Origin of the sequence: Nibricoccus aquaticus, assembly GCF_002310495.1 — a bacterium.
Classification (GTDB): Bacteria; Verrucomicrobiota; Verrucomicrobiia; order Opitutales; family Opitutaceae; genus Nibricoccus; species Nibricoccus aquaticus.
Map to the genome: position 1 here is coordinate 4,403,766 of NZ_CP023344.1, position 24,550 is coordinate 4,428,315.

The 24,550-nt window shown below is 61.5% G+C and carries 26 protein-coding genes; 12 read left to right on the plus strand and 14 right to left on the minus strand.

Translation table 11 applies throughout. The annotated features are described in order from the left end of the window. The first annotated feature begins 33 nt into the window (after nt 1–33). The 3 genes from CMV30_RS17840 (at nt 34) to CMV30_RS17850 (ending at nt 1,403) form a co-directional block, all read left to right on the plus strand. Entirely contained in the window at nt 34–282 is a 249-nt protein-coding gene (locus tag CMV30_RS17840; RefSeq protein WP_096057285.1) for an acyl carrier protein, read from the plus strand. Beyond that, a complete protein-coding gene (locus tag CMV30_RS17845) occupies nt 279–1,076 on the plus strand; it encodes a lysophospholipid acyltransferase family protein (RefSeq protein WP_096057286.1) in 798 nt (265 codons plus the stop codon). The genes CMV30_RS17840 and CMV30_RS17845 overlap by 4 nt, the downstream gene beginning before the upstream one ends. A gap of 84 nt (nt 1,077–1,160) precedes the next feature. Then, nucleotides 1,161–1,403 (plus strand): hypothetical protein, encoded by a 243-nt coding sequence (locus CMV30_RS17850; RefSeq protein ID WP_138223373.1) that lies wholly within the window; start codon nt 1,161–1,163, stop codon nt 1,401–1,403. Nucleotides 1,404–1,489: 86 nt separating this feature from the next. Here the strand turns inward: CMV30_RS17850 and CMV30_RS17855 are convergent, their stop codons facing one another. The 3 genes from CMV30_RS17855 to CMV30_RS17865 all read right to left on the minus strand — a co-directional run bounded on the left by CMV30_RS17855 (nt 1,490) and on the right by CMV30_RS17865 (nt 5,097). Next, nucleotides 1,490–1,834 (minus strand): DUF5684 domain-containing protein, encoded by a 345-nt coding sequence (locus tag CMV30_RS17855; RefSeq protein ID WP_096057288.1) that lies wholly within the window; start codon nt 1,832–1,834, stop codon nt 1,490–1,492. A gap of 192 nt (nt 1,835–2,026) precedes the next feature. Continuing rightward, on the minus strand, nt 2,027–4,327 hold the full coding sequence (locus tag CMV30_RS17860) for a hypothetical protein (RefSeq protein WP_096057289.1): 2,301 nt from the start codon (nt 4,325–4,327) through the stop codon (nt 2,027–2,029). Nucleotides 4,328–4,524: 197 nt separating this feature from the next. Beyond that, complete coding sequence (locus CMV30_RS17865) at nt 4,525–5,097, minus strand: hypothetical protein (RefSeq protein WP_096057290.1); 573 nt, start codon at nt 5,095–5,097, stop codon at nt 4,525–4,527. A 167-nt stretch (nt 5,098–5,264) separates the two neighbouring features. On the opposite strand from CMV30_RS17865, the gene CMV30_RS17870 reads away from it, so the two are divergent. The 3 genes from CMV30_RS17870 (at nt 5,265) to CMV30_RS17880 (ending at nt 11,115) form a co-directional block, all read left to right on the plus strand. Then, nucleotides 5,265–5,939, plus strand: coding sequence for a class I SAM-dependent methyltransferase (locus tag CMV30_RS17870; protein ID WP_096057291.1), 675 nt, complete (start codon nt 5,265–5,267; stop codon nt 5,937–5,939). 135 nt (nt 5,940–6,074) lie between these two features. Continuing rightward, nucleotides 6,075–7,790 carry a tetratricopeptide repeat protein gene (locus CMV30_RS17875; RefSeq protein ID WP_138223374.1) on the plus strand — a complete coding sequence of 572 codons (1,716 nt, stop codon included), beginning with the start codon at nt 6,075–6,077 and terminating at the stop codon, nt 7,788–7,790. A gap of 253 nt (nt 7,791–8,043) precedes the next feature. Continuing rightward, nucleotides 8,044–11,115 (plus strand): TonB-dependent receptor domain-containing protein, encoded by a 3,072-nt coding sequence (locus CMV30_RS17880; RefSeq protein ID WP_096057293.1) that lies wholly within the window; start codon nt 8,044–8,046, stop codon nt 11,113–11,115. A gap of 92 nt (nt 11,116–11,207) precedes the next feature. On the opposite strand, the gene pelA is transcribed toward CMV30_RS17880, so the two are convergent. The 4 genes from pelA to CMV30_RS17900 form a co-directional block, all read right to left on the minus strand. After that, nucleotides 11,208–12,326 (minus strand): pectate lyase, encoded by a 1,119-nt coding sequence (gene pelA / locus CMV30_RS17885; RefSeq protein ID WP_096057294.1) that lies wholly within the window; start codon nt 12,324–12,326, stop codon nt 11,208–11,210. Between the two features lie 70 nt (nt 12,327–12,396). Further along, nucleotides 12,397–13,839 (minus strand): MATE family efflux transporter, encoded by a 1,443-nt coding sequence (locus CMV30_RS17890; protein ID WP_096057295.1) that lies wholly within the window; start codon nt 13,837–13,839, stop codon nt 12,397–12,399. A gap of 156 nt (nt 13,840–13,995) precedes the next feature. After that, nucleotides 13,996–15,240 carry an RNA polymerase sigma factor gene (locus tag CMV30_RS17895; protein ID WP_217494422.1) on the minus strand — a complete coding sequence of 415 codons (1,245 nt, stop codon included), beginning with the start codon at nt 15,238–15,240 and terminating at the stop codon, nt 13,996–13,998. 44 nt (nt 15,241–15,284) lie between these two features. After that, on the minus strand, nt 15,285–15,650 hold the full coding sequence (locus CMV30_RS17900) for a YciI family protein (protein WP_096057297.1): 366 nt from the start codon (nt 15,648–15,650) through the stop codon (nt 15,285–15,287). A gap of 181 nt (nt 15,651–15,831) precedes the next feature. On the opposite strand from CMV30_RS17900, the gene CMV30_RS17905 reads away from it, so the two are divergent. Further along, the gene (locus CMV30_RS17905) at nt 15,832–16,167 is read left to right on the plus strand and encodes a YkgJ family cysteine cluster protein (protein WP_245844322.1); all 336 of its coding nucleotides are present in this window, start codon (nt 15,832–15,834) and stop codon (nt 16,165–16,167) included. Here the strand turns inward: CMV30_RS17905 and CMV30_RS17910 are convergent. From CMV30_RS17910 to CMV30_RS17925, 4 genes are all read right to left on the minus strand, one after another. After that, on the minus strand, nt 16,141–17,019 hold the full coding sequence (locus CMV30_RS17910) for a PqiB family protein (RefSeq protein WP_175414951.1): 879 nt from the start codon (nt 17,017–17,019) through the stop codon (nt 16,141–16,143). The two genes, CMV30_RS17905 and CMV30_RS17910, sit on opposite strands and share 27 nt — an antisense overlap. Before the next feature lie 56 nt (nt 17,020–17,075). Further along, a complete protein-coding gene (locus tag CMV30_RS17915; RefSeq protein WP_096057300.1) occupies nt 17,076–17,615 on the minus strand; it encodes a paraquat-inducible protein A in 540 nt (179 codons plus the stop codon). Beyond that, nucleotides 17,612–18,262 carry a paraquat-inducible protein A gene (locus tag CMV30_RS17920; RefSeq protein ID WP_175414952.1) on the minus strand — a complete coding sequence of 217 codons (651 nt, stop codon included), beginning with the start codon at nt 18,260–18,262 and terminating at the stop codon, nt 17,612–17,614. The genes CMV30_RS17915 and CMV30_RS17920 overlap by 4 nt, the downstream gene beginning before the upstream one ends. A 110-nt stretch (nt 18,263–18,372) precedes the next feature. Next, nucleotides 18,373–18,786: a YciI family protein gene (locus CMV30_RS17925; protein WP_096057302.1), complete on the minus strand. Its 414-nt coding sequence runs from the start codon at nt 18,784–18,786 to the stop codon at nt 18,373–18,375. Between the two features lie 114 nt (nt 18,787–18,900). Here CMV30_RS17925 and CMV30_RS17930 point away from each other — a divergent pair, with 114 nt between their 5' ends. Genes CMV30_RS17930 through CMV30_RS17940 form a run of 3 tightly spaced genes read left to right on the plus strand, consistent with a single transcriptional unit; the run spans nt 18,901 to nt 20,542 of the window. Further along, on the plus strand, nt 18,901–19,353 hold the full coding sequence (locus CMV30_RS17930; RefSeq protein WP_096057303.1) for a DoxX family protein: 453 nt from the start codon (nt 18,901–18,903) through the stop codon (nt 19,351–19,353). 52 nt (nt 19,354–19,405) lie between these two features. Further along, entirely contained in the window at nt 19,406–19,936 is a 531-nt protein-coding gene (locus CMV30_RS17935) for an SRPBCC family protein (protein ID WP_096057304.1), read from the plus strand. A 39-nt stretch (nt 19,937–19,975) separates the two neighbouring features. Beyond that, a complete protein-coding gene (locus CMV30_RS17940) occupies nt 19,976–20,542 on the plus strand; it encodes a rhomboid family intramembrane serine protease (RefSeq protein WP_096057305.1) in 567 nt (188 codons plus the stop codon). Nucleotides 20,543–20,708: 166 nt separating this feature from the next. On the opposite strand, the gene CMV30_RS17945 is transcribed toward CMV30_RS17940, so the two are convergent. Next, nucleotides 20,709–21,113 (minus strand): response regulator, encoded by a 405-nt coding sequence (locus CMV30_RS17945; protein WP_175414953.1) that lies wholly within the window; start codon nt 21,111–21,113, stop codon nt 20,709–20,711. Nucleotides 21,114–21,156: 43 nt separating this feature from the next. Further along, on the minus strand, nt 21,157–21,606 hold the full coding sequence (locus tag CMV30_RS17950; RefSeq protein WP_096057307.1) for a methylglyoxal synthase: 450 nt from the start codon (nt 21,604–21,606) through the stop codon (nt 21,157–21,159). 686 nt (nt 21,607–22,292) lie between these two features. On the opposite strand from CMV30_RS17950, the gene CMV30_RS17960 reads away from it, so the two are divergent. Together CMV30_RS17960 and CMV30_RS17965 are read left to right on the plus strand one after the other, a co-directional pair. Next, nucleotides 22,293–23,111: a hypothetical protein gene (locus tag CMV30_RS17960; RefSeq protein WP_138223376.1), complete on the plus strand. Its 819-nt coding sequence runs from the start codon at nt 22,293–22,295 to the stop codon at nt 23,109–23,111. Between the two features lie 31 nt (nt 23,112–23,142). Then, the gene (locus CMV30_RS17965) at nt 23,143–24,228 is read left to right on the plus strand and encodes a PfkB family carbohydrate kinase (RefSeq protein WP_175414954.1); all 1,086 of its coding nucleotides are present in this window, start codon (nt 23,143–23,145) and stop codon (nt 24,226–24,228) included. A 90-nt stretch (nt 24,229–24,318) separates the two neighbouring features. On the opposite strand, the gene CMV30_RS17970 is transcribed toward CMV30_RS17965, so the two are convergent. Then, entirely contained in the window at nt 24,319–24,546 is a 228-nt protein-coding gene (locus CMV30_RS17970; RefSeq protein WP_096057311.1) for a hypothetical protein, read from the minus strand. Nucleotides 24,547–24,550 lie beyond the last annotated feature (4 nt).

Sequence of the window (24,550 nt, forward strand, 5' to 3'; positions counted from 1 at the left end):
GAATAACCACCCGCATCGCTTTCCCCAAAAAATATGAGTGCTGAAACAACCCAGGACCGTCTTATCCGCGTATTGAACGATTCCATGCCGCACGCGATGGACCCCAAGACGGTCACTCCGGCGACGGCGCTTAATTCCTTCGGCGTCGATTCGCTGGTGCTGATCGATCTGATCTTCGATCTCGAACAGGAGTTCGGCGTGAAACTATCGGCCGAGGATCTCATGAACATGCGGACGGTGGGCGATCTCACGGCGTTCATGGACGCGCGCGAAGGCAAATGAACGAGACGCAGCCAGCGAGTGAGCCGGCGTCGGTTGGCGGAACGCTGGCGGCGCAGGAGAAGAAACGCGTGCGCAAGCCGCCGGGATTGTTGAAGCGCGTGTTGATCCGCTACGTGGCGCCGGTGCTGGCGTTCACGTTGATCACATCGCTGCGGGCGAGCTGGCGGGTGCGCGAGACGGGGCGAGAGAACTTCGACCGCGCGGTCGCTTCGGGGCGCGGGACGGTCGTGGCGTTTTTGCATGGGCGGGCGTTCATGTTGCTCAACACGATTCGCGGACGGAAACGCGGGCGATGGCTCTCGATGTGTTCGAAGAGTCTCGATGGCGACGGGATGACGAAGCTGGAGCAGTGGCTGGGGTTTCGCGTGATCCGAGGCTCGTCGGGGCAGGACGGGTTGCAGGCGCTGGTGGATATGATCCGCATGATGCGCGATGAGCCAGGGATGGGGGCGTGTCTCGCGGTGGATGGATCGCGTGGGCCGCGTGGTGTCGTGCAAGGCGGGATCATCTCGCTGGCGCAACGCACGGGCGGGTTGATCATCCCGGTGACGGTATCGCCGAGGCCGGCGTGGATTTTTCGGAAAGCATGGGACCGGACGATGATCGCGAAGCCGTTTGCGCGGATCGATCTGGTGTTTGGCGAGCCGGTGGAAGTGCCGGCGAAGTTGAAGGCGCCGGAAAGCGAAGCGCTGAGGCTTTTGGTGGAAGAGCGGTTGATCGCGCTGCAGGCGCAGGCGGATGCGATCAGCGGCTTCGGCGATACGGAGCCGGTGCGGGTGAGCGCGGTGGTTTAAAGCTGAGGAGCGAGCGGGCAGGCGCTGGAGCGAATGGCGTGGCGAGACTTGACGGGGATGCGGTTTCTACGGCGCAGTGGTGCGATGTCTTCGCCGACCGAACAGAATTTCCAGGACTATAAACGGGCCGAAAAAAAGGCGCTCGAACTGCTGGCCGAGATGAAGGCGGCCACGCCCAAGAAGGTCGATATCGAGCTGGCACTGCTCGTGGCGATTTTCGAGCTTCACAAAGGCACGGTGCCCGCGGCGACGGTGGCCTCGATCATCAACGGGCACTTGAAGCAGGTGGTGCCGTTTTACGCGGGGAAGGATAAGGCTGAAAACTAAAAGGCCGGTCGGCCGCAAAGAGCGGCGCAACCGGCCTGAGAGTTTTTTGGCGAGACGATAGCGTCACGCCGGGAAAGGCTTTCCGCTTAGTTCAGTGGAGGAGCGCTCTGGTATTCGGCATCACCGAAGCCGAGGATCGGGTAGAAGACAAAACCGAGGAGCGCGAGGCCGACGCCGAAACCGGCGCCTTTGCCGAAGGCTTTGGCGACGTCGATCGAGACGAGGATAGCAATCACGAGGCTAACGATCGGGATGAAGAAGAGGAGCAACCACCAGCCGGGTTTGCCGGCGATTTTGAGGAGGATGTAGACGTTATAGATCGGAACGATGGCGGCCCAGCCGGGGTGACCGGCTTTGACGAAGACTTTCCAGAAGCCGGCGATGACCAGAACGATGATGGCAAGATAGAGGAGACCGATGACTGCGCCCATGAGGTGATGAGTGTTGGATTAGGGTTTTGGTTAAGCGCGTTCGCCTGAGCGGCGAATGCGATTAACCGGGATGCACGCGGTGGCGAGGGGCGACAAGTGCAGAATGCACGTGGCGAGTTTCGTGTATCCGGCGCGACTCACGTGCGGAGGGCAATCGGGGCGGAGCGGGCGTGCAGCGCGGGTGTGTCGTGGCTATTTAACGACAGAGCTGATCGCCAGGGAGTAGAAGGAGTCGCGGGTTTTGATGGCGGAGGCGCGGGCGAGGTAGTCGGGCGCGCGCGCGGGGTATTTTTGCGCGAGGGCGGCGAGGTAGAGATAGTGGAGGTCGGCGTCGTAGCAGGTGTGCGCGGCGATGCGTGGATCGGGGGCGGACGTGGAGGAATCGGACAGCCAGCCGGCCCAGGTTTTTTGATCGCTGATGCCTTTGGCGAGTTCGGCTCTGGCGGCGGCGAGCTGACGGGCAGCAGCCTCGGGTTGCTGCGACTGCATGAAGAGGATGTAGAGCACGAGGCGGCCCGAGACGCCGGCGGACTCGGGGGTTTTGTCGGCAAGCTGCGCGGCGGCGGCGAGGTCGTCCATGAGGACGGATTTCTGGAAAGCCCAGCCGCTTCCTTCGAGGGAGTTGAGAGCAAGGAGGAGCGCTTCGCGGTTTTGCTGCGCGCAGGCGAGGGCGGTTTTCAGATAGGACTCTCCGGAGTGCCGGCCGGCGGTATCCATGGGCTGGAGCTTGCCGAGCTTGTCCATGAAGCGGGTGATCTCGGCTCCGGCTTGATCGGCGCGGTCGAGTTTACCGAGGCGGTAGATGTGTTCGTAGAACGTGTCGTAGGTCGGATTTTTAGCGGCGAGCAGATCGCCGGCTTCCTGTTCGAGGGCGGCGTAGTCTTTGAGGCCGTTGAGGGCATCGTTGCGGAGTTGTTTGAACTGGGCGCTGGAGCGGTCGAGCGCGAGTGCCTGGCGTGAGTAATCGAGGGCGCGGGCGAAATCGCCTTCGAGGATGTAATGATAGGCGAGCGCGTTGGCGGCGTGAGCCGAGGGTTTGTCGGCTTGGGCGGCGCGTTCGAAGAGGGAGCGGCTTTCGTCGAGGTCATCGACGATGCGGCCGTAGAGGTAGAGCAGGTTGCTGTCGGCGGGTTCGCGTTCGGTGTAGGCGCGGTAGCGGGCGAGGAGGCCGGAGCCCTCGGGGGTGTTTTCGACAAGGGTCTGGTAGGCGCGGTGCCATTCGATCTGGACGGGGCGGGCGTCGAGGCGGGGTTCAGCGAGGGCGAGAAACTCCGCGCGCGGGAGAAAGTTGGCTCCGAGGTAGAGGAGATCGGCGCCTGCGTCGGGGCTGAGGAGTTTCGCGCGGAGATAGCGGTGGAGGGTGGCGGTTTGTTTTTCTTCGAGGAGCAGCTGGATGATTTTTTGCGGCTCGCGAACTGCGAACTCGGAGACGCGGGTGCGGTAGATCACCGAGCCGTCGGCCGGCGTGGAGATGGTGTCGGGGAAGATCTGAAACGGGAAGTCGATGGCCTGGTATAGGTGATGAGTGGCGCCGGAATCGAAGCGGTAGCTGACACCGACGTTGTCGGGGGGCTTAGGATACGCGTAGCCGATGCGTTCCCAGACGAGGACGGCGGACTGGTCGGGGTTGACGACCACGAGAGTGTTGTCGAAAGCGCGGCGGTACCAAGGGACGTCGATCTCGAAGGTGGTGGCGGGGATGAATTCACCGCCGGTGGTGGGGGTGATTTTATTTTCGCCGAAGGTGAGCATGTCGGCGCGGACGCGCTGGTGCGGCTTGAGCGTGACGGGCTGGTTGTTGATGAGGACGGAGTAGGGCTGATCGAGGCCGCTGAGGAGAAAGGCTTCCTTGGGGCGGGCGGAGATGGCGTCTTGAAGGTACGAGGCGAGGAGGAGGACAAGGATCGCGGGTACGATCATGACCGGGAGCGACTGCCAGAGGCGATGAGGCGCGCGGGGCTTCGGAGTCTTCTGGAGCTTGAGATGCGCGTCAGCGGCGGCGGCGATTTTTTCGTCGGAGGACTGGGCGACGGCTTCGAGGTAAACGGCGTCGGCCTCTTTATCGAGGCAGAGGTGGCTGTAGGTGGCGGCGAGCTGGCTGAGGATTTTGGGATTACGCGCGAAGGCGGCGCGGATCTGCGGGCCGACGCGGGTGAGGGTGGAGCGGGCGTGCAGGCCGGCGATGGCACCGAGGAGTTTGGAGGCGGCTTCCTCATCGGCGGGCGTGGCGGTGTAGGCGGCGAGTTGGGCGGGGAGCTCGGTGTTTTTGAGCTTGGTCCATTTGCGAAGCGGCATGGTGAGCGCGCGTTTGCAGTGGGGGCATTCGGAGATGACTTTCTCGGTGCCGAGGGGGATGACGGGGACGAAGTAGAGCGTGAAAAACTTCGAGGAGGTGTAGCTCTTGAAGTGCCCCTGGGTGTTGCAGGCAGGGCAGGTATCGCGGACGACGTTATGGTCGCGGCGGTTGAAGTATCCCCATCCGTAGATGATCATGTGTGTGGGTTGAGTGCGGGGTTGGCCGGCGCGGGGTGAAGCGACCGGAAGGACGATGCGTAGGGAGAGTGCGGTGACGGATCAAGCGCGCGTTGCGCCGCTGGACTCAACGCATCGGCGGGCTTGGAGGGTGGACGCAAAAAAGCCCGGGAGGCCATCCCGGGCTGGTGGTGACGAGGCGTGAACGCGGTGACGCGTTACTTTTTCGTTTTGGTGGCGGCGGCCTTGACGGCGGCGAGCTCACTTTGGGCGGCGGTGAGTTTGCTTTGCAGATCGGCCAGCTTGGTCTGCGCGTCGGTGACTTGTTTTTGGAGTTCAACCAAGGAGTCGTCCGATGCTTTTTTGGCTTTCGCCGCTTCGGTGCGGAGCTGGGCGAGCTCGGTCTGGAATTGAGCCGATTCGTTGGTGGCTTTTTCAAGCTGGTTCTTGAATGACTCGGCAGAAGTTTTCGCGGCGTCGGATTGTTTTTTGATCTCCTGAAGTTCTTTCTGTCCGTCGTTGAGCTGGGTCTGGAGGAGGACTTTTTCGTCGGCTAATTGTTTCTGGAGCTGAGCGGCTTTGGCGGACTCGTCCTCGACCTGTTTTTGCAGCGCGCTTTTTTCGGCGCGGGTTTGATCAAGCTGCAGCTGGAGTTCGGCGGACTTCGCATTCGCGGTGTTAAGTCTTCCTGGGAAAACGACCAGCATACCGACTGTCGCAATCGCGAGGACAACAATGAGGATGGTGGCGGCGGAAGCCTGCCGTGATTTACTGGAATGTATGGCTTTCATAGGCCTCGTTCGTACGCAGTGAGGGCGATTGGTTCACCGGAAATTCCCGAGTTCTGAGACGGGAAATTTTCTTACTGGGGATGCTCGCAGCACACCGCTTGCACGTGACGCACGTCTTCCTAAAGATGATTTCACGTGAATTCATTTTTTAAGAACCCGCGGAAGGAATGTCGGCGATGAGCGAGCAACGGCCGATGGCGAAGCGTGAGGTGCAGTGCGCGGATGCGATTCCGTGGATGCGGGAGAGGGGTGTGATCGAGGGAGCGTGCGCGGTGACGTCACTGCCGGATGTGTCGGAAGTGGGGCTGGCGCTGCCGGTGTGGCGCGCGTGGTTTCTCGATGCGGTGAGTTTAGTGATCAACGCGGTGCCGGAAGAAAGCGCGGCGGTGTTTTTCCAGTCGGATATCAAACACGACGGTGTGTGGATCGACAAAGGCGCGCTCGTGACGCGGGCGGCAGAGGATGCGGGGGCGGCGATTTTATTCCACAAGATCGTGTGCAGGCGTCCGCCGGGGATGCTGACGATGGGGCGGCCGGGGTTCACGCACTTCATCGCGGTATCGCGGAAAATGAAGTGCCCGGATGTGCTGCCGATTCCGGATGTGATCGTGGATGCGGGGCGACAGCCGTGGGTGCGGGCGATGGGTGTGCGCGCGGCGGGACATGCGGTGCGGTTCGCGAAAGAGCAGGTGGGCGCGACGCTGGTGGTCGATCCATTTTGCGGAGTCGGTACAGTGCTAGCGGCGGCGAATGCGTTGGGGCTCGATGCGCTTGGCGTGGAGAAGGCGCGGAAGCGGGCTGAGCAGGCGAGGGCGCTCGAAATTTCTGAGACGGAACTCTAGGCGAGACTATCGGGAAACCGCTCTGCGGCGTAGTATGAGGCAGCCTGTTTTTTGAAGGAGTTTCACCTAAACAGGTGTTCAGCTTCGCGGTTGTGTGCGCTCTCGTTTTTCAAGCCACGCGGCCAGATCCATCTCATGCGCGCATTTGTTTTATGCCTGTTTGTTTTAGCCCTGCTGCTGTCGCGACTGCCGGGTGCGCCGATCGGACGCATCCTGCCGAATGTCGTGTGTGCGGCCGATCCGGCGCAAAGCTACGCGCTGTACGTGCCGTCTGCGTATGTGGCGGAAAGGAAGTGGCCGGTGATTTTTTGCTTCGACCCGTCGGCGCGTGGATTGATTCCTGTGGAGCGATTGAAAGGTGCGGCGGAGAAATACGGCTACATCCTGGTCGGCTCACTCACCTCTAAAAACGGGCCATACGCCGCCAACGCCCAAGCGGCCGGGGCGATGATGCGCGATGTGGGGGCGCATCTCTCGCTGGACCCGCAGCGCCTTTATACGGCAGGCATGTCGGGCGGCGCGCGTGTGGCGACGAGCATCGCGATGTCGGGTGTCGCAAAGGGAGTGATCGCGTGTGGCGCGGGTTTTCCAAAGTTGGAAGAGGGGATTCCGCGGCGCGTACCATTCGTCTTTTATGGGATTGTGGGGGTGGAGGATTTCAATCTCGCGGAGTTCCGGCGTCTGGCGGGTGAACTGGAAGAGCGGGAGGCGGTGCATCACATTTCTGTGTTTGAGGGCGGGCACGTCTGGGCTCCTGAGCAGGAGCTGACTGGAGCGGTTGAGTGGCTGGAGTTGCAAGCGATGCGGGGCGGGAAAAAGCCGGTCGATGTTGTGTTCGTTCGTGCGATGCTGGAGGCGCGAGCCGACGCGTTGGGGAAACTTACCGGCGTTGAACAGTGGCGCGGGTTGCGCGCGCTGGCCGCGGACTTCGACGGAGTTGCGGAGGTTGGTGATTTCAAGAAGCGGGCCGCAGCGCTGGGTTCGTCCAAAGACGTGAAGTCTGCGTTGAAGGCGGAGAAAGATTTTTTCTTTCGCGAGCAGCGGCTGGCGGAGGAGATCGGCGAATTGGTACCACTGAGCACTGCGCGAAAGCAGCGGTTTGCGGCCAAGCTGCGCCAGCGTATGGACGTCGCGGGCAATGCGGGGGAGCGGCAGATGATCAGGCGGGCGATCGCGGGCTATTGCTCGATGGCGCGTGTGACGTATCGCGACTGGATGGATCAGCGCGAATATCGCCAGGCGGCAGCTGCCATGGAGATGTTCGTCGCACTTCAGCCGGATCATGCGCGAGGCTGGTTCGATCTGGCGCGCGCCTATGCGGCGGGGGGCGATGAAAAAGGCGCGGTCGAAGCGTTGGAGCGTTCGGCTCAGGCGGGCTTTGACGATCCTGCGCGCGTGGAAAAGGAGCTGGTGTTCAGCCGGCTTTCAGAGAATGAGCGGTTTCAGGCAGCGCTCTCAAGGATCACGTCGAACAAAAGCGAGCCGACGACCCAGCTCCCGGCGATGCGCGTGTCGGCCGTGCTCGCCAGTGTGGAATTGAGGTTGTTCTACCAAGCGAGGACCGACGGCGATTCCTCGCTGGTGGCTTTTCTCAAGGTGGTGAGCGTGCGCCGCGGATCGGCGGCGGCGCGGGCCGGAGTCACCGCCGGTATGGAGGTGATGGGCATTCAGCAGATCCGGGTGAGCGGGCTTACCGAAGGAGAATTGAACAACGCACTCGCGCAATCGGTGAGGGGCGAAATTCTTCTGACGGTGCGTGACGACGCCGGAGATTCCGAGCGGACGCTGCGCATACCCATCACGAAATCGGATGGCTCTCCGACATCCGGTACTGCCGACGCACACGAGTGACGAGTTTCCTAACGGAAGCCCCGTTTTCAGAGGTTCAGATTTTTTGAAGGGGTTTTGGTTGCGACGGTTTTAACCGATCAAGCCGAGCCTTGTTCTTGAGGCATCCGGATAACCACCCCTTCACGCGTATTCAGAACCCCACGTCCTCTCAAGCCGGTCGCATTGCTGTGGCCGGACAGCGGCACTCCGACGGGCGTGCCGGACCTCTTCCCCCTTTTTCTTGGCATCAAGAAAGACCGACAGAACCCAACACATGATCACTACCCAAACCAATACCTCCACATCCGGTCGCAGCCTCATCAGTCGCTGGCTGCGCGTGTGTGCGCTGGCCGCTCTCACCGCGCTGGCACCGTTCCTCCATGCGCAAAGCGCATCCACATCCACCGGTACCGTCACGGGGACCGTCCTCGATAGCTCGACGGGCAAGTACCTCGAGGGCGCGGAAGTCTCCCTTGAGGCGCAAGGCACACAGCTACGCACCACGTCAGCACGCGGAGGCAGTTTCAGTCTTTCGGGCGTTCCTTCTGGTCCGCAGACGCTCGTCGTCGCGTACCCAGGACTCGATTCGAAATCGGAAAACGTGAACGTCGTCGCAGGCGCGTCGGTCACTGTTTCCGTCGGGCTTTCCACTGAGACAGTCATGCTTCAAGCGATGACGATCTCGACGTCGAAGGAAGGCATGGCGCAGGCGATGGCGCTGCAAAAGGTCTCCGTGCAGACGAAGCTCGTGGCGGCATCCGACCAGTTCGGCGAAGTGAGCGAGGGCAACATCGGCGAGTACCTGAAGTTTCTGCCGGGCGTGAGTGTTGACTACAACGTGAACGACGCGCGCGGCATCAGTCTGCGCGGGTTGAGCACAGCGTTCACGATTGTCGCAGTCGATGGTACGCCGATGGCCGGCACGTCGTCGATGGATGACACCCGCCGCTTCGAGTTCGAGCAGATCGCCATGAACAACGTGGAGACGACTGAGCTGTATAAAACCGTCACGCCCGACATCTCGGCCACCTCGACCGGCGGCTTTGTGAATTTCGTCACGAAGAGCGCGTTCGATACGGAGGGCATCCAGCGCTTCAGTTACAACGTGTCGCTCTCAGTCCCGAGCACGAATTTCTCGCTCTCCAAAGAAGGCGGCGTCTGGGGCCATAATGAAGAGTACACGATCCGGCCGAGCGTGGAGATGAACTACGCGCGCCGCATCACCTCGAAGCTGGGCTTCAACGTGAACTACCGTTTATCGGAGAAGTACGACGATTCACCACGCACGACCGTTACGTGGAACGTGCAGAACACGAGTGTGCCCCCGATTTTCGCGAGCACACCGCGCATCGGCACGCTCGCCATCCGCAGCGAGCAAAAGCTCACGCATCGCGAGGCCTTCGCCGGCAAGGTTGACTACAAGCTGACTGACGCGACCAAGCTTTCGATCTCTGGTCAGTGGAACTGGTACGACCTGAATTTCACGCAGCGCGGACCGACATTCGCGTTTGGTACCAACGCCACCGTCAACGGCCCGAACAGCTTCACGTCGGGCAGCGGCGCTGGCGTCACGGCGGGTGCAGGCACGATCACGAATGGCGTGCTCTACCGAAACAAATACGGCACGACCTATCACACCAACGGCACGCTCAGCCACGAGTTCAGCCAGTACTCGAAACTCTCGTTCACCGGCTACTATTCGCGCGCGAATGGCCAGTACCGCGACACCTCGAAGGGCTTCATCTCGTCGGCGTCCACGATGGTGCCCACGGCGACCACGTACTCGGGCTTCAATGTGTCGGGCATCGGATCGGATCTTCCGACGGTCACCTTTAATCCAGGTGCTTCGGCGACGTCTTACTCGCTTGATTCCATCCGCTCGCTGGGGAACTACAATTTCGGAGCTGCGGGCAACAATACTAACTTCCAGTCGCGTCCGTGGACCGCTCTCGACACGAAGAAGGGCGCGAACGGCACCTACTCGTATGACTTTGCGGGAGTCGATGTGCCCATCAAAATTCAGACCGGCTTCGCTTACGATGAGGTCACGCGCTACATCAGCCGTCCTGATCTGCGTGGTGTTTTCCCGGCGATCACGGGCAGCGCTCTCACCGCATTGGCTGACCCCAACTATACGAAGGACGTCGCCTATGGCTTCGGTTCTTTCCAAGTCGTCGATCCGTTCAAGGTGTACGAGGCATACAAGGACAAGCTTACCTTCGTGTCGCTCGATGACGTCCGTCAGTTCGACGAAACGAATGCGGCTGAGTACATCCGCGTCGATGCGACGATCGCGCAGGATCTTCTTTTGACCGGTGGCGTGCGCGTGGAGAACCACACCATCGATGCGAAGGCGCAGAGTCGCGCCAACGCTCGCTCGAAGCAGGCGAAGATCGATCTCGATTACACCGAGTGGTATCCCTCGCTGAGCGCGAAATACACCCCCCGGTTTAACCGCAATCTGGTTTTTCGCGGCGGCGTGAGTCGCACGGTCGGCAATCCCGACTACGCGGACGTTTTGCCAGTCATTACGTCGGAAGCGAACCCTGGCGACGCCAACGGATCGATCAATGTGCCCGATCCGGAGTTGAAGCCCTATTTCTCGAACAACTTCGATCTCTCGGTGGATTACTACTTCAAGCACTCCGGCGTTATCAGCCTCTACGGCTACCGGAAGGACGTGAAAAACTACTTCATTTCACAGGCCATGACGCGGGCGGATATCAACGCCATCGCGGTCGATTACGGTTACAATCCGGCGGAGTTTGCGTCGGGTGCCGTCACGACCAACGGAGGCAAATCCACGCTGCAAGGGGTGGAGCTCAGCTACGCGCAGAACATGACGTTCCTGCCAAAGCCCTTCAACGGGCTGAATATCCAGGCGAACTTCACTTACATGGATGTGACGGCGAAGGACGCGAATGCGCAGCGCCAGATCGATCTGGAGTATTCGCAGCTCCGCGCCGTGTCGCCGAAGACAGCGAACTTCATCCTCGGTTATCGTTACCGCGATTTCTCGTTCACGAGCACGACCAACTGGGTTTCGGAGAGCCTGTTTGGCGGCTTTGTCGCCAGCACGTTTTTCACGGGAACAGCGGGGACGGCGACATTGCCGGAGACACGGCTCGCCCGCTATCGTGACGAGAAGCTGACCACTGACTGGAAATTCGAATACGCGGTGAACAAGCACATCGCGGTCTATTTCCTCCTGCGGAATATTTTCAACAGCCAGCGCGTGGATTACTACCAGGGTTACCAACCGCAGTACCGCGACGTGGTGCTGGCGGACACGCGCTACGAGTTTGGTGAGCCGCACCTGACGCTCGGCGTGCGCGGACGCTTCTGAGTTTTGCAATCGTTAGTGTTGTTCAAAGGCCCGCCATTTCCGGCGGGCCTTTTTCGTGCCTGGGTATTCCAGAGTAGATAAGCGGAACGCGGTTAGTTCGTGAGGCGTGCTTTCCAGGCAGGGTAGTCTATCGAGAGCAGGTCGGCAGGCCAGGTGCCGTACCAGTCGTAGCCGGAGCGGCGTTCGCGCTGGACCTCGGCGAGGGTTTGAACGCGCTGGCCGTCGCGGTTGGCGAGGAAGGGCTGACTGGTTTCGAGGTCGTAGAAGCGGGCCCAGAGCGGTGGCGCGGCGGGATCGGGGACGGTGCGGCGATCGGTCGTGCTGGTGTGCCAGGTGTATTTCACGGGGTCGGCGTCGAAGGTTTCGAGACGGAGGCCGGAGAGTTGCACGCGGGCGAACCAGGCGGCTGCGCCTTCAACGGCGGTGATGATTTCAGGCGAGGGATTTTCGATGCTCATCAGGTAGCGGACGACGGCCACGCTTTCTCGGCTGACGAGCGCGGGGAGTTCGAAGGCGCGGGCGCCGGAGGGCTCAAGGGTGAGGTGGTGATACTGGCCGGCCCAGACGGTGGGCGCGCCGTTCTGACGTATCTGGAGGCGGAGGATGCAGGCGTCGCCGCGCGCGAAGGCTTCTGCGGCGCGCTGGCGGCGGGCCTCGTCGATGAAGTCGAAGGGCTTCTGGCCGGAAGCGATTTTGCGGAAGGTGCGGAGGAGGTCAGGGAGGACATCGTCGGCGAAGGTGAGGTAGGGACGGTAGCCATCCTGACTCGGGAAGGAGTGGGGGAAACCGCCGCTGGCGTGCTGGGCAGCGAAGGTGAAGTCGAGGCCTCGGAATGCGGCGTCTCGGTAGCGAGTGTCACCGGTGAGTCCATACGCGCCTGCGAGGTACTCGATCTGGGGCCAGGTGTTGCGGTTGTCGAAGCTGGTGTCGGTTTTGGCGCGGTCGGCGACGATCTGGGTTTTCTCTGCGTCGGAGAGAATGCGCAGCGGATCTTCGTTTTCACGCCAACCGCCGTTGGCGCGTTGATAGAAGAGGATGTTGTCGGCGATGCCGCGGACGTCGTTTTCCGAGAGACGTGGGTAGTCGGTCTTGTGATTCGCGTTTCGCCAGTGGTGGATGCAATCGGAGAAGCCGTCGAGTGGCAGCGGTGGGGCGGCTTGCGTGACCGAAACGACGGCAAAGAAAAACGCGGCGACGACGGGGAGTTTCATCGCCGCCAGTCCGTCAGGCGTGACGGAGTGGGTCAAACATGCGGATCACTTCTCCGAGGAGGCCTAGAGATCAGACCTTCTTCAGCTTCCATTTTCCCTGACGGAAAAGAATTCCGCTCCAGATCGTGAGAGCAGTGAAGGAAACGGGCACTGCGATGAAGACTCCCGTTGGTCCGAAGCCGAGCGGCACGGCAAGTATGTACGCGAGTGGTACCTGTCCGAGCCAGAAGCAGAAGAAATTGAGTCGGGTGGGCGTCCACGTATCGCCGGATCCGTTGAACGTTCCTTCAAAACACATGCCCGCTGCGAAGAGGGGAAACGCGAGGCTCATGATCCAGAGTGCGCGCACGGCGTTGGAATAAACCTCCGGGTCGGTCGTGAAGAAGCCGACGATCACGCTGGAGAACGCGACGAATAGGAGACCAACCACACCGAGAAAGATCACGTTGAACTTCGTCGCGATCCGGACCGCTTTTTCAGCGCGATCAGGTTTGTCTGCACCAAGATTCTGGCCGACGAGCGTGGCTCCGGCGTTGGCGAGTCCCCAGGCGGGCATCAAGGCGAAGATGACGACTCGGATCGCGATGGTGTAACCGGCGAGCACCGGACTTCCGAACGTCGAAAGAATCTTAAAGAGCCCGACCCAGCTGGTCGTCGCGATAAACATTTGAGCGATGCCGTTGCCCGAGGTCTTGAGAATCGTCACGAGCATCTCGCGCTGTGGTGCAAGATCGGGAAGGTGAATGCGGATGCGGCCCGCGCGTACGGTGAGATGCCACAATTGGTAGAGCACGCCGATGCCGCGGCCGATGTTGGTGGCGACGGCGGCGCCGGTGACACCCATTTCGGGAAACGGGCCCCAGCCGAAGATGAAGAGCGGGCCGAGGACGATGTTGAGGCCGTTGGCGAGCCAGAGCGTGCGCATCGCGATCACGGCGTCACCGGCACCGCGGAAAATCGCGTTGATCAAGAAGATCATGAACACGGTCATGTTTCCTCCGAGCATGATGCGCGCGAAGTCTGTGCCCAGAGTCACAATACTTTCGTCGGCGCCCATCAGGCGCAGGATGTCGGGGGCGAAATAGCCAAGGACGAGGCCGATGAGCGCGGAGCAGCCTACGCCGAGGAGCAGGATTTGCCCGGCGGTCTGTGCGGCGCGTCGCGGATCTTTTTCACCGATGCGGCGGGCGACGACGGCCGTCGCGGCAAACGAGATGCCCATCGCGACGGCGTAGATCAGTGACATGATCGACTCAGTCAGGCCGACGACGGCGATCGCCTCTCTACCGAGGCGGGATACCCAGAAGACATCCACAACGGCGAACAGCGATTCCATGATCATCTCGAGGACCATGGGCACCGCGAGGAGGAGGACGGAGCGGTTGAGCGAGACGGAGGTGAGATCGAAGTGCCCGCCTTTGAGGGCCTGGCCTACGCTGCGCCAGAAGCCGGCGGGTGGAGTGGCCGGTGGCGTTTCTGGCGTAGAGGGGAACGATGGTGAGGGTTCGGACATGCGGGAGCGTTTTTAACGAAAGGCGGGCAGAATACGGGACGAGCGTGACAGCGTTGTGTCAGCAGGATGTGCGGAGCGCTGCTCACTTCCTCAACGAATGAAGGCGGTGAAAGCGGACAGCGCGCGGGAAGACAAACGGAGCGTACCGGGCGGGTTTCAAGGGGAGGAAGTGGAAACCTCCTGGAGGCGTTTTTGAAGGTGGCGGCGTTCGGCGTCGTTGCGAACCAAGGACAGGGCTTCGCCGTAGGCGACGGCGGCCTCCGGAAAGCGGCCGGTGCGGCGGAGAAGATCGGCGCGGGCGGCGGGGAGGCGGTGGTAGCCGGGGAGGTCGAGCTGATCGAGAAGCGTGAGCGCGTTTTCGAGGTGGCCGGACATGGCGATGGCGACGGCGCGGTTGAGTTCGATGATGGGTGATGGCGTGAGTTGCGCGAGCAGCGCGTAGAGCGCGGCGATTTGCGGCCAGTCGGTTTTGTCGGCGGTCGGAGCGTTTGCGTGAAGTGCGGCAATGGCGGCCTGAAGTGCGTAGGGGGCACCGCGTAGAGACTTCCCCCACGCGGTTGTCGGAGAAGGTGAGGGAGAAGTGTGGCTGAAAATGGCGTCGAGGAGGGCGGTGCCTTCGGCGATTTTGGCGCGGTCCCAGAGCGTGCGGTCTTGATCTTCGAGGAGGACGAGGTCGCCGGATGCATCGGTGCGGGCGGGGCGGCGGGCGTCGTTAAGGAGCATGAGGGCAAGGAGGGCGCGGGGCTCGCGTTCGAGCGGGAGGAGCCCGACGAGCTGGCGGGCGAGGCGGATGGCGTCGGCGCAGAGATCGGCGCGGATTATTTCGGTGCCGGAGCTGGCGGAGTAGCCTTCGTTGAAGACGAGGTAGACAACGTGAAGCGCGGCCGAGAGACGGGAGGGGAGTTCGTCGTCACCGGGAATCGAGTACGGGATGGCGGCGAGCTTGATCTTGGTTTTGGCGCGGACGAGGCGCTGGGCGAGCGTGGGAACGGGGACGAGGAAGGCGCGGGCGATTTCCTCGGTGGTGAGGCCGCAGACGGTGTGAAGGGTGAGGGCGATTTGCGCTTCGGGTGCGATCGCGGGGTGGCAGCACGTGAAGATGAGGCGGAGCGTGTCAGCGGGCTCGGGCGCGCTTTCCTCGAGGGTAGCGAGCGTGATCATTTCCTCGTGTTTATGGGCGGCCATCGCGCGGTGACGGATCTGGTCGATGGCTTTGTTACGCGCGGTGGCGAGGAGCCAAGCGACGGGATTGGGCGGGGGGCCTTTCTGCGGCCACTGGGCGACGGCAATGGCGAAAGCTTCCTGAAGCGCGTCTTCAGCAAGCGTGAAATCGCGAACGGCGCGGATGAGACTCGCGAGGATGCGTCCGTAGTGTTCGCGGTGAAGTTCGCCGAGGGTCACTGGCTGGTCGTCAGGGAATCGATGCGTGGGCCGAGGAAGAGGCGTCAGTCTTTGCATTCATTGCCGACGACGTGGGGGCGCAGTTCGACGGCGGTGCCGACGCGAAGCCCCGGAAAGCGTTTGGCGATGGCGATGGCTTCGTCGAGATGGGCGCATTCGAGGATTTCGAAGCCGCCGAGGAATTCCTTCGTCTCAGCGAAAGGGCCATCGGTGATGATGGTTTTGCCATGGGCTTCGCGAAGAGTGGTCGCGGTGGAGGGCGGCTGAAGACCGGAGCAGCTGCGGCTGTGGCCGCTTTTGACGAGGGCTTCGTGCCAGGCGCCGCATTCTTGATGGACGCGGTTGCGTTCGTCGGTGGAGAGCGTGGACCAGCGTTGAGAGTCGAGGTAGATGAGCATCACGTATTGCATGGGCTTGGGTAGTTGAGTGTTCACCTCTGAGTCGAACGAGGCGGGGCGAAATCGACAGGAGTGGCGTTTTTCTTTGCGAAGATGGGGAGTGGTTTAACGAGTCCGGAGGGGTGATGAGACTGCGTCGAGGAAACGATTGCCTGCTTTTAGAGGTCGGGCAGGATCGGTGCTCACGCAACCCGTGAATACCCCTGACGATTGCCGCCGCTGTGGTGTCTGCTGCTTTTCAAGCCTCGAAAGCTATGTGAGAGTGTCGGGTGATGACTGGACGCGGCTCGGTGATGCGGCCGAGCGCGTGGCACACTTCGTAGGGAATCGCGCCTTCATGCTCATGCGTGAAGGACACTGCGCGGCGCTTGAACTAAGACATGCGGAGGATGGTGCGGCGGAATTTTTCTGCTCCATCTACGAACAACGTCCGCAAATTTGCCGCGATCTGGCGAGAGGTTCGCCGGAGTGCGGCGGCGAACGTGAGATGAAGGGCGCGGGGTTATTTCGCCTTCATGACGTCCGATAGATCTTTAGGCGCGGGATTTTGGTCGGGGCCGCTTTCTTCAGGGCGAATGGAAATTTTCGGACGCCAGTTGAGCCAGTCTTTCTCGGGCTCGGTCTGGAGTTTGAAAACGGTTTCCTCTTTGGCGGCAGGTGCGAGCGGGCCGTTTTTATCGGAAGGTTCGGGTGTGGCGAAAGCGATGCCGCCGCTGACCAGCGATTCGAGGGACGTGTTTTTAAGTTCGGCGCCTAGCAGGCCGACTTTGAAGGAGAATCCGCCGGCGTTCCAGAAACGGGAATCGGTGCGCACGAGATCGGCGTAGGCGCTTTCGACGCGGAAGCGGATCAGCACGGATGTGGCGTCGTCGGCGAGGCGGCTGGCTTCGACTTCGCCGACTTTCACCTCGCGATAAAACACGGGGGAGCCGGGATTGAGCGAACCGAGGCGGTCGCTTTGGATGAAGAAACTGCGGCCCTGTTTCGATGGCACCGGAGGCGGTGCTTTTTCGAGACCGGTGAAGTTTTCCGCCAGGTCGCCCTCGCCGGGACGGACGGCGAGTTGAACGCCCGTCAGCAGGGTGTCCAAACCGGTGACGCCGGAGAAGCCAATCTCGGGACGCACGATCCAGAATCGTGAATCACGCCGGGCGAGAGCGGCGGCGGATTTCTGAAGCTGCACGCGCACGATGACACCGCTGAGGTCTGGCTTCATATCTACAGATGTGACGGTGCCGACGGTGCTGCCTTTGTGTTTCAGCTGAGTCTTCCCGGCTTCGACGCCAGTACCGTCTTCAAACTCGATCGTCACCTCGGGACCGTGATCGCGGACGGCGCGGAAAATCATCCAGCCCCCGAGTAGCAAGGCGATCAGAGGCACGATCCATATTAGCGGAAGCGAGGTGGCCCGGGAGATTTTTGGGGTAGCGGAAGTGGTCATTGCGATGGGGTCGTTGAGCTGCGATGCGGCTGGAGCCAAAGTGTGCGCGGGTCGAATGCATGAGTGGCGAGGATCGTCAGTACCACAGCGGCGGCAAACGCAACGATACCGGCGCCGGGGCGGATTGTGCTGAGGGCGCCGAAGCGCACGGCGCTCGTGAGAAACGCCACGAGGAAAACATCGAGCATCGACCAGCGGCCGATGAAGTCGAGGACTGCATACAACCGGGTCAAACGCCTAGCGTGCGGGGAGGGACCACGGCGTGCGGCGAGCATGAGGACGACCAGTCCTCCGAGTTTGATGAAGGGGATCAGCAGGCTGGCGGCAGCCACGATCAATGCCAGCGGCCAAAGCCCGCTTTCGAAAAGTCCCAGAATGCCCGAGTAGATCGTGTCGATCCGGGAAACGCCGCCCGTATCCGAAGTCAGGATCGGAAGCAGGTTGGCGGGAATCAGCATGATCGCCGCAGCCAGCGTGAAAGCGAGCGAGCGGGAAAAATCCGGTTGCAGAGCTGTGCTGTTTTTCTGCGTGCTCATGCCCGCGAGCTTTCTTGTGTTTCCGACCCCAGGTGGAAATTTCGCCACGCGAGCAGGACAAGGACTGACATCGCGGCGTAGCACCAAAAGCCCGGGCCTATTTTCACATCGACCAGGCTTCCCAGTTTCGTGAGTGCGACGAGGACGCCTAATAGATAAACCTCGGGCATCGCCCAGGGAGCGACGGCGACAGCGAGACGACGCAGGTGGGTTGTCCACGGGGCTGATTTCAAAAATCGCTCCGGAAGCGTGAGCGCCGCCAGCAAGCCCAGCAGCACAACGGGAAGCAGTCCTGCGCAGAGCGACACCCAGAGAGAGAGCAGCTGCATGTTTTCGGACCACAGCGCGCGAGCACCCGAAAAAAGATAGCCGACATGCTCGCTGCCCAGTTTGCCGACGGTAACGAACGGCAAGGTCAGAGCCGGGATCGTGAGAATCAGGGCGGCTGTGACTAAGGCGGCGGTAGTGTCTGCGCCGAAGCGCGAGCCCTTGGCGAGTGTGAGGCCGCAGCGTACACATTGAGCGCGTTGGCGAGATTTGAGCGCAACCGCGCAATGCGTTTGTCCGCAGAAGCGGCAGGTGAAGCGCGGATGCAATCCGGCTTCCGGGGCGCCGGAGTGTTCGTCGGCAGGGGTGGGATAGGCCATGGGGCTGCGATGCTGGTTGCCCATAGACACACCGAGGCGCGCGGAGTTCGTCGGGGTTTGAGCGTTAGCAGCCGCAGGGTTTTCCCCGACTCTGCCGCGAACGCACTGAATCAGCTACGGATCGGCTCGCGCATGGAATCCATGGCGAGGGACTTTGCGATGTGGCAGGCGGTCGCGAGCGGCCGGACTTCGACGGTCATGCCGTAAGCGAGATTGGGGCAGTGGCGGGCGATCTCGGTGGCCTCCTCCATGCCGGAGACACTGAGCATGAAATAGCCGGCGATAGCTTCCTTGGCCTCGGCGTAAGGACCGTCGACGAGACGCTCACCGTGTGGGCCGGAGACGGTGCGCGAGGTGGCGATGTCGAGAGCGTTTCCGCCGGTGGCTTTTCCCTGGCGGGCGAGACCGTCGTACCAGGCGTTCCATGTGCTGAGGATCTGGCGGCGTTTGTCCTCGGACATCCCGGAATAATACTCGGGTGATTCGCGGAAGATCAGCATGAAGGGGACGGCGGTGGTGGCCATGGCTGTGGGGCGAAATTTGAAGTCGGAGGGTGTCCGGATCGGGTCCTGTCGTTCGTTGAGTGTTTGGAAGCCACTCCTCACGGCCAATCCAAATTTCACACGCCACCACTTCCCATGAATTCTGAAACCGTATCGTCGCTCGTCGGAGCCAGCCAGCCACCTAGGAAGTCTTTTACGCGATTCCTGCCCGTCATCGCGCGCATCCTGCTTGGATTGCCGCTCGTGATTTTCGGCCTGAACGGCTTTCTTAATTTTATCCCGCCGCCGCCCGAGCCGCTTCCGGAAAAGGCGATGGCATTTGCTGGAGCGTTGATGGAGTCGGGTTACATGATGCCGCTGATCGGTGCGACGATGCTGGTCTCGGGCGTGCTGTTGGTGCTCGGACGATTTGTGCCGCTGGCGCTGGTGCTAATGGCGCCATTTTTTGTGAACAGCGTTTTGTTTCACCTTTTCCTCGAACGCAGCGGGCTGCCGATGGCTCTCCTATTTGCCGCGCTGGAACTCTATCTCGCGTGGGTCTACCGGAAGGCTTATCTCCCATTGTTCGTGGCGCGTGCTGTGTGCTGAGCGAGTTGAACGGAGCCCTCCTTCTTTTCCCCAACCTTAAATCCCAATACTCATGTTTAAGAAAATCCTTATCTGCCTCGCGGTTATCATCGTGATCTTTGTCGTCGTGGTCGCGTTGCAGCCATCTGAGTTTCGCATCGAGCGCTCGGTCGTGATTTCGGCTCCAGCGGCAGAGGTTTTTCCGCACACCAATGATCTGCGGAAAATGCAGGAGTGGTCGCCGTGGAAGAAAATGGATCCGAACGCGACGTATACATTTGCGGAGCTTTCGGCGGGAGTGGGCGCGACGATGAGCTGGGCGGGCAACAGTCAGGCGGGCGAGGGAAGGCAGACGATCACGGAGAGCCGTGTGAATGAGTACGTGGGCATCCGGCTGGAATTCCTGAAGCCGTTTGAGTCGGTCTGCGCGACAGCGTTCACGCTGAAACCGGAGGGAAATCAGACGACGGTGACCTGGAGCATGTCGGGAGAGAACGGGTTTATCTCGAAGGCATTTTGTCTCGTCATGAGTCAGGACAAGATGATCGGGGAGCCGTTTGAGGAAGGGCTGGCGAGCTTGAAGGCGTTGGTGGAAAAACGGTGACGGTGACGGGCGGGGCGTCCATGAGTGCGGTTTCACATCATGGACGACGTATTGGGATTTTTCGCGCGACTCTTCACTGACCGGCCTTACTGCCTGCTGGCATGGCCGGGGGCTGCGATGGTTTTGGGGACGTTGATGACGCTGGCATCGCAAGCGACGGCCACGAAACTGGCGATCGTGCCGCGCACGGCGGGCGGATTAGTCGGGATCGTGACGGCGCCATTTATCCATGCGAACTTCGCACACCTGATCGCGAATCTACCGGCGTTTGTGGTGCTCGGGGCGCTGATCTTGCGGCGAGGGGAGGATGAGTTTTTGCGCGTCTCGCTGATGATCGCGGGCGCGCAAGGCGTGCTGCTCTGGCTGTGCGGACGGAAGGCGGCGCACATGGGAATGAGCGGCGTGATCTTTGGATTCTTCGGCTGGCTGGTCGGGCTGGCGTGGTTCACGCGGGCGACGGACGATCTGCTGATCGCGGGTGGCGTGCTGGTTTTCTACGGAGGTATGCTGGCAGGAGTGGCTCCGGCGCGAAATGGCACCTCGTGGGAGGGGCATCTTTTCGGGCTGATCGTCGGGGGCGGGGTGGCGTGGGTGCTGAATCAGTAGAGCGGTCTTATCGTCGCTGACCCGGCAGTGGGGATCGTAATCTGAAATGGTGTCGCCTCAGCTCGTCTGAGGTCTTCCGGCATTCGCAGCGCAACGGCCTCAGGCGAGCTGAGGCCCTACACCAACAACTGAATACGTCCGGTTCGGAGCGCGTCTGCGTGCCGGATCAGGTGGGCTTGAGATCGAGGACGGTGCGGATTTTTTCGAGGAGGGCGGTCTCGTTGAAGGGTTTCACCAAGAGGCCGTCGGCTTTCAGGGCGGTGAGCGTGTCGAAGACGGCGTGATCGGCGGGCGAGGGCAGCATGATCACGGGGATGGCTTGAAGCTCGGTCGTAGACTTTATCCGCCGGAGGGTTTCGACGCCGTCCATGATGGGCATGTTGACGTCGAGGAGGATGAGGTCGGGGCGGGCGCGCTCGATGGCGAAGAAGGCGTTGAAGCCGTTGGTGGCCTCGTGGACATCGCAGGCGAACGGGCGGAGCGTTTTTTGGACGAAGCTGCGGAGGCCTTTGGAGTCATCGACCGCTAGAATGAGCGGTGACTTGGCGGAAGGAGCGGGTTTGGTTTTCAAAATCGAAGAAAAGAGTGCTGCTGAGCGAAAGAGCGACGCATGATCAGCGGCCGGGGCGGCGGCCACTGGCGCGGGTGTAGTCCTGGTCGATCTGGGCGGAGCTGAAGAGGAAGTCGGCGGTGGCGGGATTCATCGCGCAGGGGACGTTCCAGAGGACGGCGAGGCGGAGCAGGGCTTTGACGTCGGGGTCGTGCGGCTGCGCGGCGAGCGGATCCCAGAAGAAGATCAGGACGTCGATGCGCTGCTCGGCGAGGGCGGCGCCGATTTGTTGATCGCCGCCGATGGGGCCGCTGAGGAAACGGTGGACGGGCAGGCCGAGTTCGCTGGCGATCATGCCGCCGGTCGTGCCGGTGCCGAAGAGTTCATGTTTCGCGAGGGCGTCGCGATGAACGCGCGCCCACGCGAGCAGCGAGTCCTTCTCGTGATCGTGCGCGACGAGCGCGATGCGTTTGCGGGCGGGCAGCGGGGCGAGTTCGGTGCGGACGAAAGACATGGGACGGCGGAGGCGATGAGACGCGGGGTGAATCGATGCGATTGCGCCTGCGGGCGTCAACATGTTGGCCGGAGTGTTAATTCGCGCGCACAGTTGGCCAAGCGATGCACAGACGCTGGAAGCGTTTGCGGAGATGATAGCGCCACTATGAGTGCTACCGTGTTAAAAAGACTCGCGACGGCTGCAGAGGAATCCGCCTGTCTCGAACGCACTATCGCGAACGAACTCCCGGAGGAGCTTTCCCAGATTTCCGGATCATTTGGATGTCCGGGGCTGCGTGATTCCCCGGCGGGTGGCGGCCGGAGGAAGGCCGGACGCCCGAAGCAGGCGGCGAAGAAGAGGTGGAGGCTCATGAGCGCCATCGCCGACTTCCTCGATGACGGTCACCCGACGCTCATGGCTTCCGTGTGCGGCTCAAATCTCACCGGTCAGCAACCCCGATGAACGTTTCTTTCGATATCACCCGCGCCGGCGGGCAACTCAGCGACGTCCGATTCCGTCTCGGCCGCAAAATCGTCGAGCCCTTTTCGACCGCTCCGTGGTGCGGCCAACCGGAGGCGAAGAAACTCATCCCGCTGCTGCGCGAGTTGCGCGGGGATTTTTTCTGCGCGCCTTTTGGTGCGGGACCGACATGCCGCGGGGAAGCGCATCCGCCGCATGGGGAATCCGCGAATGCTACGTGGAAGGTGTGCTCGTCGAAGGCCGGGCGTCTCGTCGCCACGCTGCAAACGCTCGTCCGTCCCGGGAAAATCACCAAGGTCGTCGAGGCGCGAGAGGGAGAAACGAATCTTTACCAAGCCCACACGCTGGAAGGTTTTCGCGGCGGGATGTGTCTGGGTCATCACGCGATGCTCGATTTCATCCGCAATGGGCCGGGCGTGATTTCCACTAGCAAGCTGCGTCTTGCGCAGGTGCTTCCGGCTCCGTTCGAAAACCCGGTGCAAGGTGGTTATTCCTCGCTCATGGAGGGCGCGTGGTTTCGCGAGCTCGTAAGCGTGCCGATGGCGGATGGCGGAAGAGCCGATCTCACGCGATTCCCGGCCCGCGCGGGTTTCGAGGATCTGGTTATGCTGCACCACAAAGACGCGGACGACTTCGCGTGGGCCGCGGTTGTTTTTCCCGAGAAGAAGTTCGTCTGGTTTTCCCTCAAGAACCCGGCGCATCTCGCTTCCACCGTTTTGTGGCATTCGAACGGCGGGCGTCACTATGCGCCTTGGAACGGACGGCATCGCGGCGTGCTCGGTGTCGAGGACGTCACCGCGTATTTTCATCTGGGTCTCGCGGCCTCGTTGTCGGCGAACCCGTGGAAGAAGAAAGGCGTGCCGACGTCGGTCGCGCTTTCCCGAGGCAAGCCCACGCGCATTCCGTACATCATGGGCGTCGCGCCGCTGCCCGCCGGTTTCGATTCGGTCCGCAGCATACGGCGCACAGCCACCGGCATCCGGCTCCAATCTGCGGACCGGGCGCATATCGATCACGCTGTGGACACCACGTTCATCCAATAACCGATTTCCGGAGCCAGACATGAGCACTCCTATGAAACGATACACTGACTTCCTACAAAACGTTCGCGGGAAAATCCTGCTCGGCTGCGACGGCTTCGTCGATGAGACGTACGAGCTGGTGGACGTGAGGCGAGGGCCGGCCGACTTCACGCCGATGAAAAAGCTCAAGCAGTTCGGCGAGCTGATCGTCCAGCGCGCGGATGGCGGTGTGGGACTGGAGCTGGTGCCGAAGCGCCGTTGCGAGGGCGGTTTTGCGATCAACACCGGCCGCGTCGCCGCGTGTCTCGGTTTGAAGCCGCGTCTGCCCGGTCTCTACGGCGGCAAGGCCATCGACCCGGCGTACGAGCCGTTCGCGAAAATCTGCGAGCTGCATTCCCTCGGCGATCCGGCGCTGACGATCGCGTTGGAGTTTGGTGACGGGAAGATCCTGATGAGCAATCTCGAGGCGGTCTCCACGCTGAGCTGGAGCGATTTCGAGAAACATTTCGGACAGGCGAAACTCGATGCCATGTTCTCGGGCGTCGACATCCTCGGGCTCGGCTACTGGTCGCTCACGGCGAATTTCGACGAGCTATTCCAAGGCTTCATGGACCAGTATCGAACGGCGACGCCGCCACGCCGGATGTTTTTCGATTTCGCCGACATCAAGAAGAAGTCCAGCGAGAGTTTCCTCCGCAGCCTGGAGTTGATCCGGTCTTTCAGTGGCAAAATCCCGATGGTGCTCAGTCTGAACGAACATGAGGTGCTGGAGTTGTGTTCGAGGATTGGCGTGGCGCGTCCGGAGCTGACGCCGGCTGCGATCGGCTCGGCGCTGGCGGTTGCGCGCGAAAAAATCGGCTTTGCGGAACTGGTGGTGCACACGCCGGAGTTTGCGGTGGCGACGAGTGTCACGGAGGGCGTGGCACTCGCTTTGCAGGCGAGGCAAACGAAGATCGTTCGTCTGGCCGGAGCGGGCGACAGCTTCAACGGCGGCTACCTCTGCGCGTCGCTCGGGGAGTTATCGCTCAAAGAGCGTCTTGTCGTGGCCAATGCGGTGACGGCTTTCTTCGTCACGCATGGATTTCCGCCGAACCGGGAAGAACTCGCTGCGCAGATCGAAAAGGCTGCGGACAAGTGACGCCGCTGAAGATTGTCGCGAGATCGGCTCGGCCGACGAACATGGCGGGCGTTCTTCGTCGTCTGAATGTGCAAGCAACCAATGAGCCGATCAGTACCGGATTTTCTTCCAGTCATCGATGAGGCCACGCGTTTTTATCCACGGAAGGATCAGGGCTTCGTCCACGCCGGTCACCTCGATGATCGCACGGATGTCCGCGGGGTGTTTGCTGGAGCCACCTTCGCGGTAGAAGTCCATTTTCCGCAGAACGACATACTCCGGAGGCGCGACCGCGACGGAGAGATTTTCACCCCACGGCAGGCGACGGCGAAGCGGCATCGCC

Bases quoted from the DNA above. Each gene is read 5' to 3' on its own strand.
- CMV30_RS17845 (WP_096057286.1), top strand. From the start codon at position 279: ATGAACGAGACGCAGCCAGCGAGTGAGCCGGCGTCGGTTGGCGGAACG.
- CMV30_RS17920 (WP_175414952.1), bottom strand. From the start codon at position 18,262: ATGGCCTATCCCACCCCTGCCGACGAACACTCCGGCGCCCCGGAAGCC.
- CMV30_RS17915 (WP_096057300.1), bottom strand. From the start codon at position 17,615: ATGAGCACGCAGAAAAACAGCACAGCTCTGCAACCGGATTTTTCCCGC.
- CMV30_RS17855 (WP_096057288.1), bottom strand. From the start codon at position 1,834: ATGGGCGCAGTCATCGGTCTCCTCTATCTTGCCATCATCGTTCTGGTC.
- CMV30_RS17900 (WP_096057297.1), bottom strand. From the start codon at position 15,650: ATGCAATACGTGATGCTCATCTACCTCGACTCTCAACGCTGGTCCACG.
- CMV30_RS17950 (WP_096057307.1), bottom strand. From the start codon at position 21,606: ATGTCTTTCGTCCGCACCGAACTCGCCCCGCTGCCCGCCCGCAAACGC.
- CMV30_RS17935 (WP_096057304.1), top strand. From the start codon at position 19,406: ATGTTTAAGAAAATCCTTATCTGCCTCGCGGTTATCATCGTGATCTTT.
- CMV30_RS17865 (WP_096057290.1), bottom strand. From the start codon at position 5,097: ATGAAAGCCATACATTCCAGTAAATCACGGCAGGCTTCCGCCGCCACC.
- CMV30_RS17925 (WP_096057302.1), bottom strand. From the start codon at position 18,786: ATGGCCACCACCGCCGTCCCCTTCATGCTGATCTTCCGCGAATCACCC.
- CMV30_RS17880 (WP_096057293.1), top strand. From the start codon at position 8,044: ATGATCACTACCCAAACCAATACCTCCACATCCGGTCGCAGCCTCATC.
- CMV30_RS17890 (WP_096057295.1), bottom strand. From the start codon at position 13,839: ATGTCCGAACCCTCACCATCGTTCCCCTCTACGCCAGAAACGCCACCG.
- CMV30_RS17860 (WP_096057289.1), bottom strand. From the start codon at position 4,327: ATGATCATCTACGGATGGGGATACTTCAACCGCCGCGACCATAACGTC.
- CMV30_RS17970 (WP_096057311.1), bottom strand. From the start codon at position 24,546: ATGCCGCTTCGCCGTCGCCTGCCGTGGGGTGAAAATCTCTCCGTCGCG.
- CMV30_RS17930 (WP_096057303.1), top strand. From the start codon at position 18,901: ATGAATTCTGAAACCGTATCGTCGCTCGTCGGAGCCAGCCAGCCACCT.
- CMV30_RS17875 (WP_138223374.1), top strand. From the start codon at position 6,075: ATGCGCGCATTTGTTTTATGCCTGTTTGTTTTAGCCCTGCTGCTGTCG.
- CMV30_RS17940 (WP_096057305.1), top strand. From the start codon at position 19,976: ATGGACGACGTATTGGGATTTTTCGCGCGACTCTTCACTGACCGGCCT.
- CMV30_RS17850 (WP_138223373.1), top strand. From the start codon at position 1,161: ATGTCTTCGCCGACCGAACAGAATTTCCAGGACTATAAACGGGCCGAA.
- CMV30_RS17840 (WP_096057285.1), top strand. From the start codon at position 34: ATGAGTGCTGAAACAACCCAGGACCGTCTTATCCGCGTATTGAACGAT.
- CMV30_RS17870 (WP_096057291.1), top strand. From the start codon at position 5,265: ATGTCGGCGATGAGCGAGCAACGGCCGATGGCGAAGCGTGAGGTGCAG.
- CMV30_RS17965 (WP_175414954.1), top strand. From the start codon at position 23,143: ATGAAACGATACACTGACTTCCTACAAAACGTTCGCGGGAAAATCCTG.
- pelA (WP_096057294.1), bottom strand. From the start codon at position 12,326: ATGAAACTCCCCGTCGTCGCCGCGTTTTTCTTTGCCGTCGTTTCGGTC.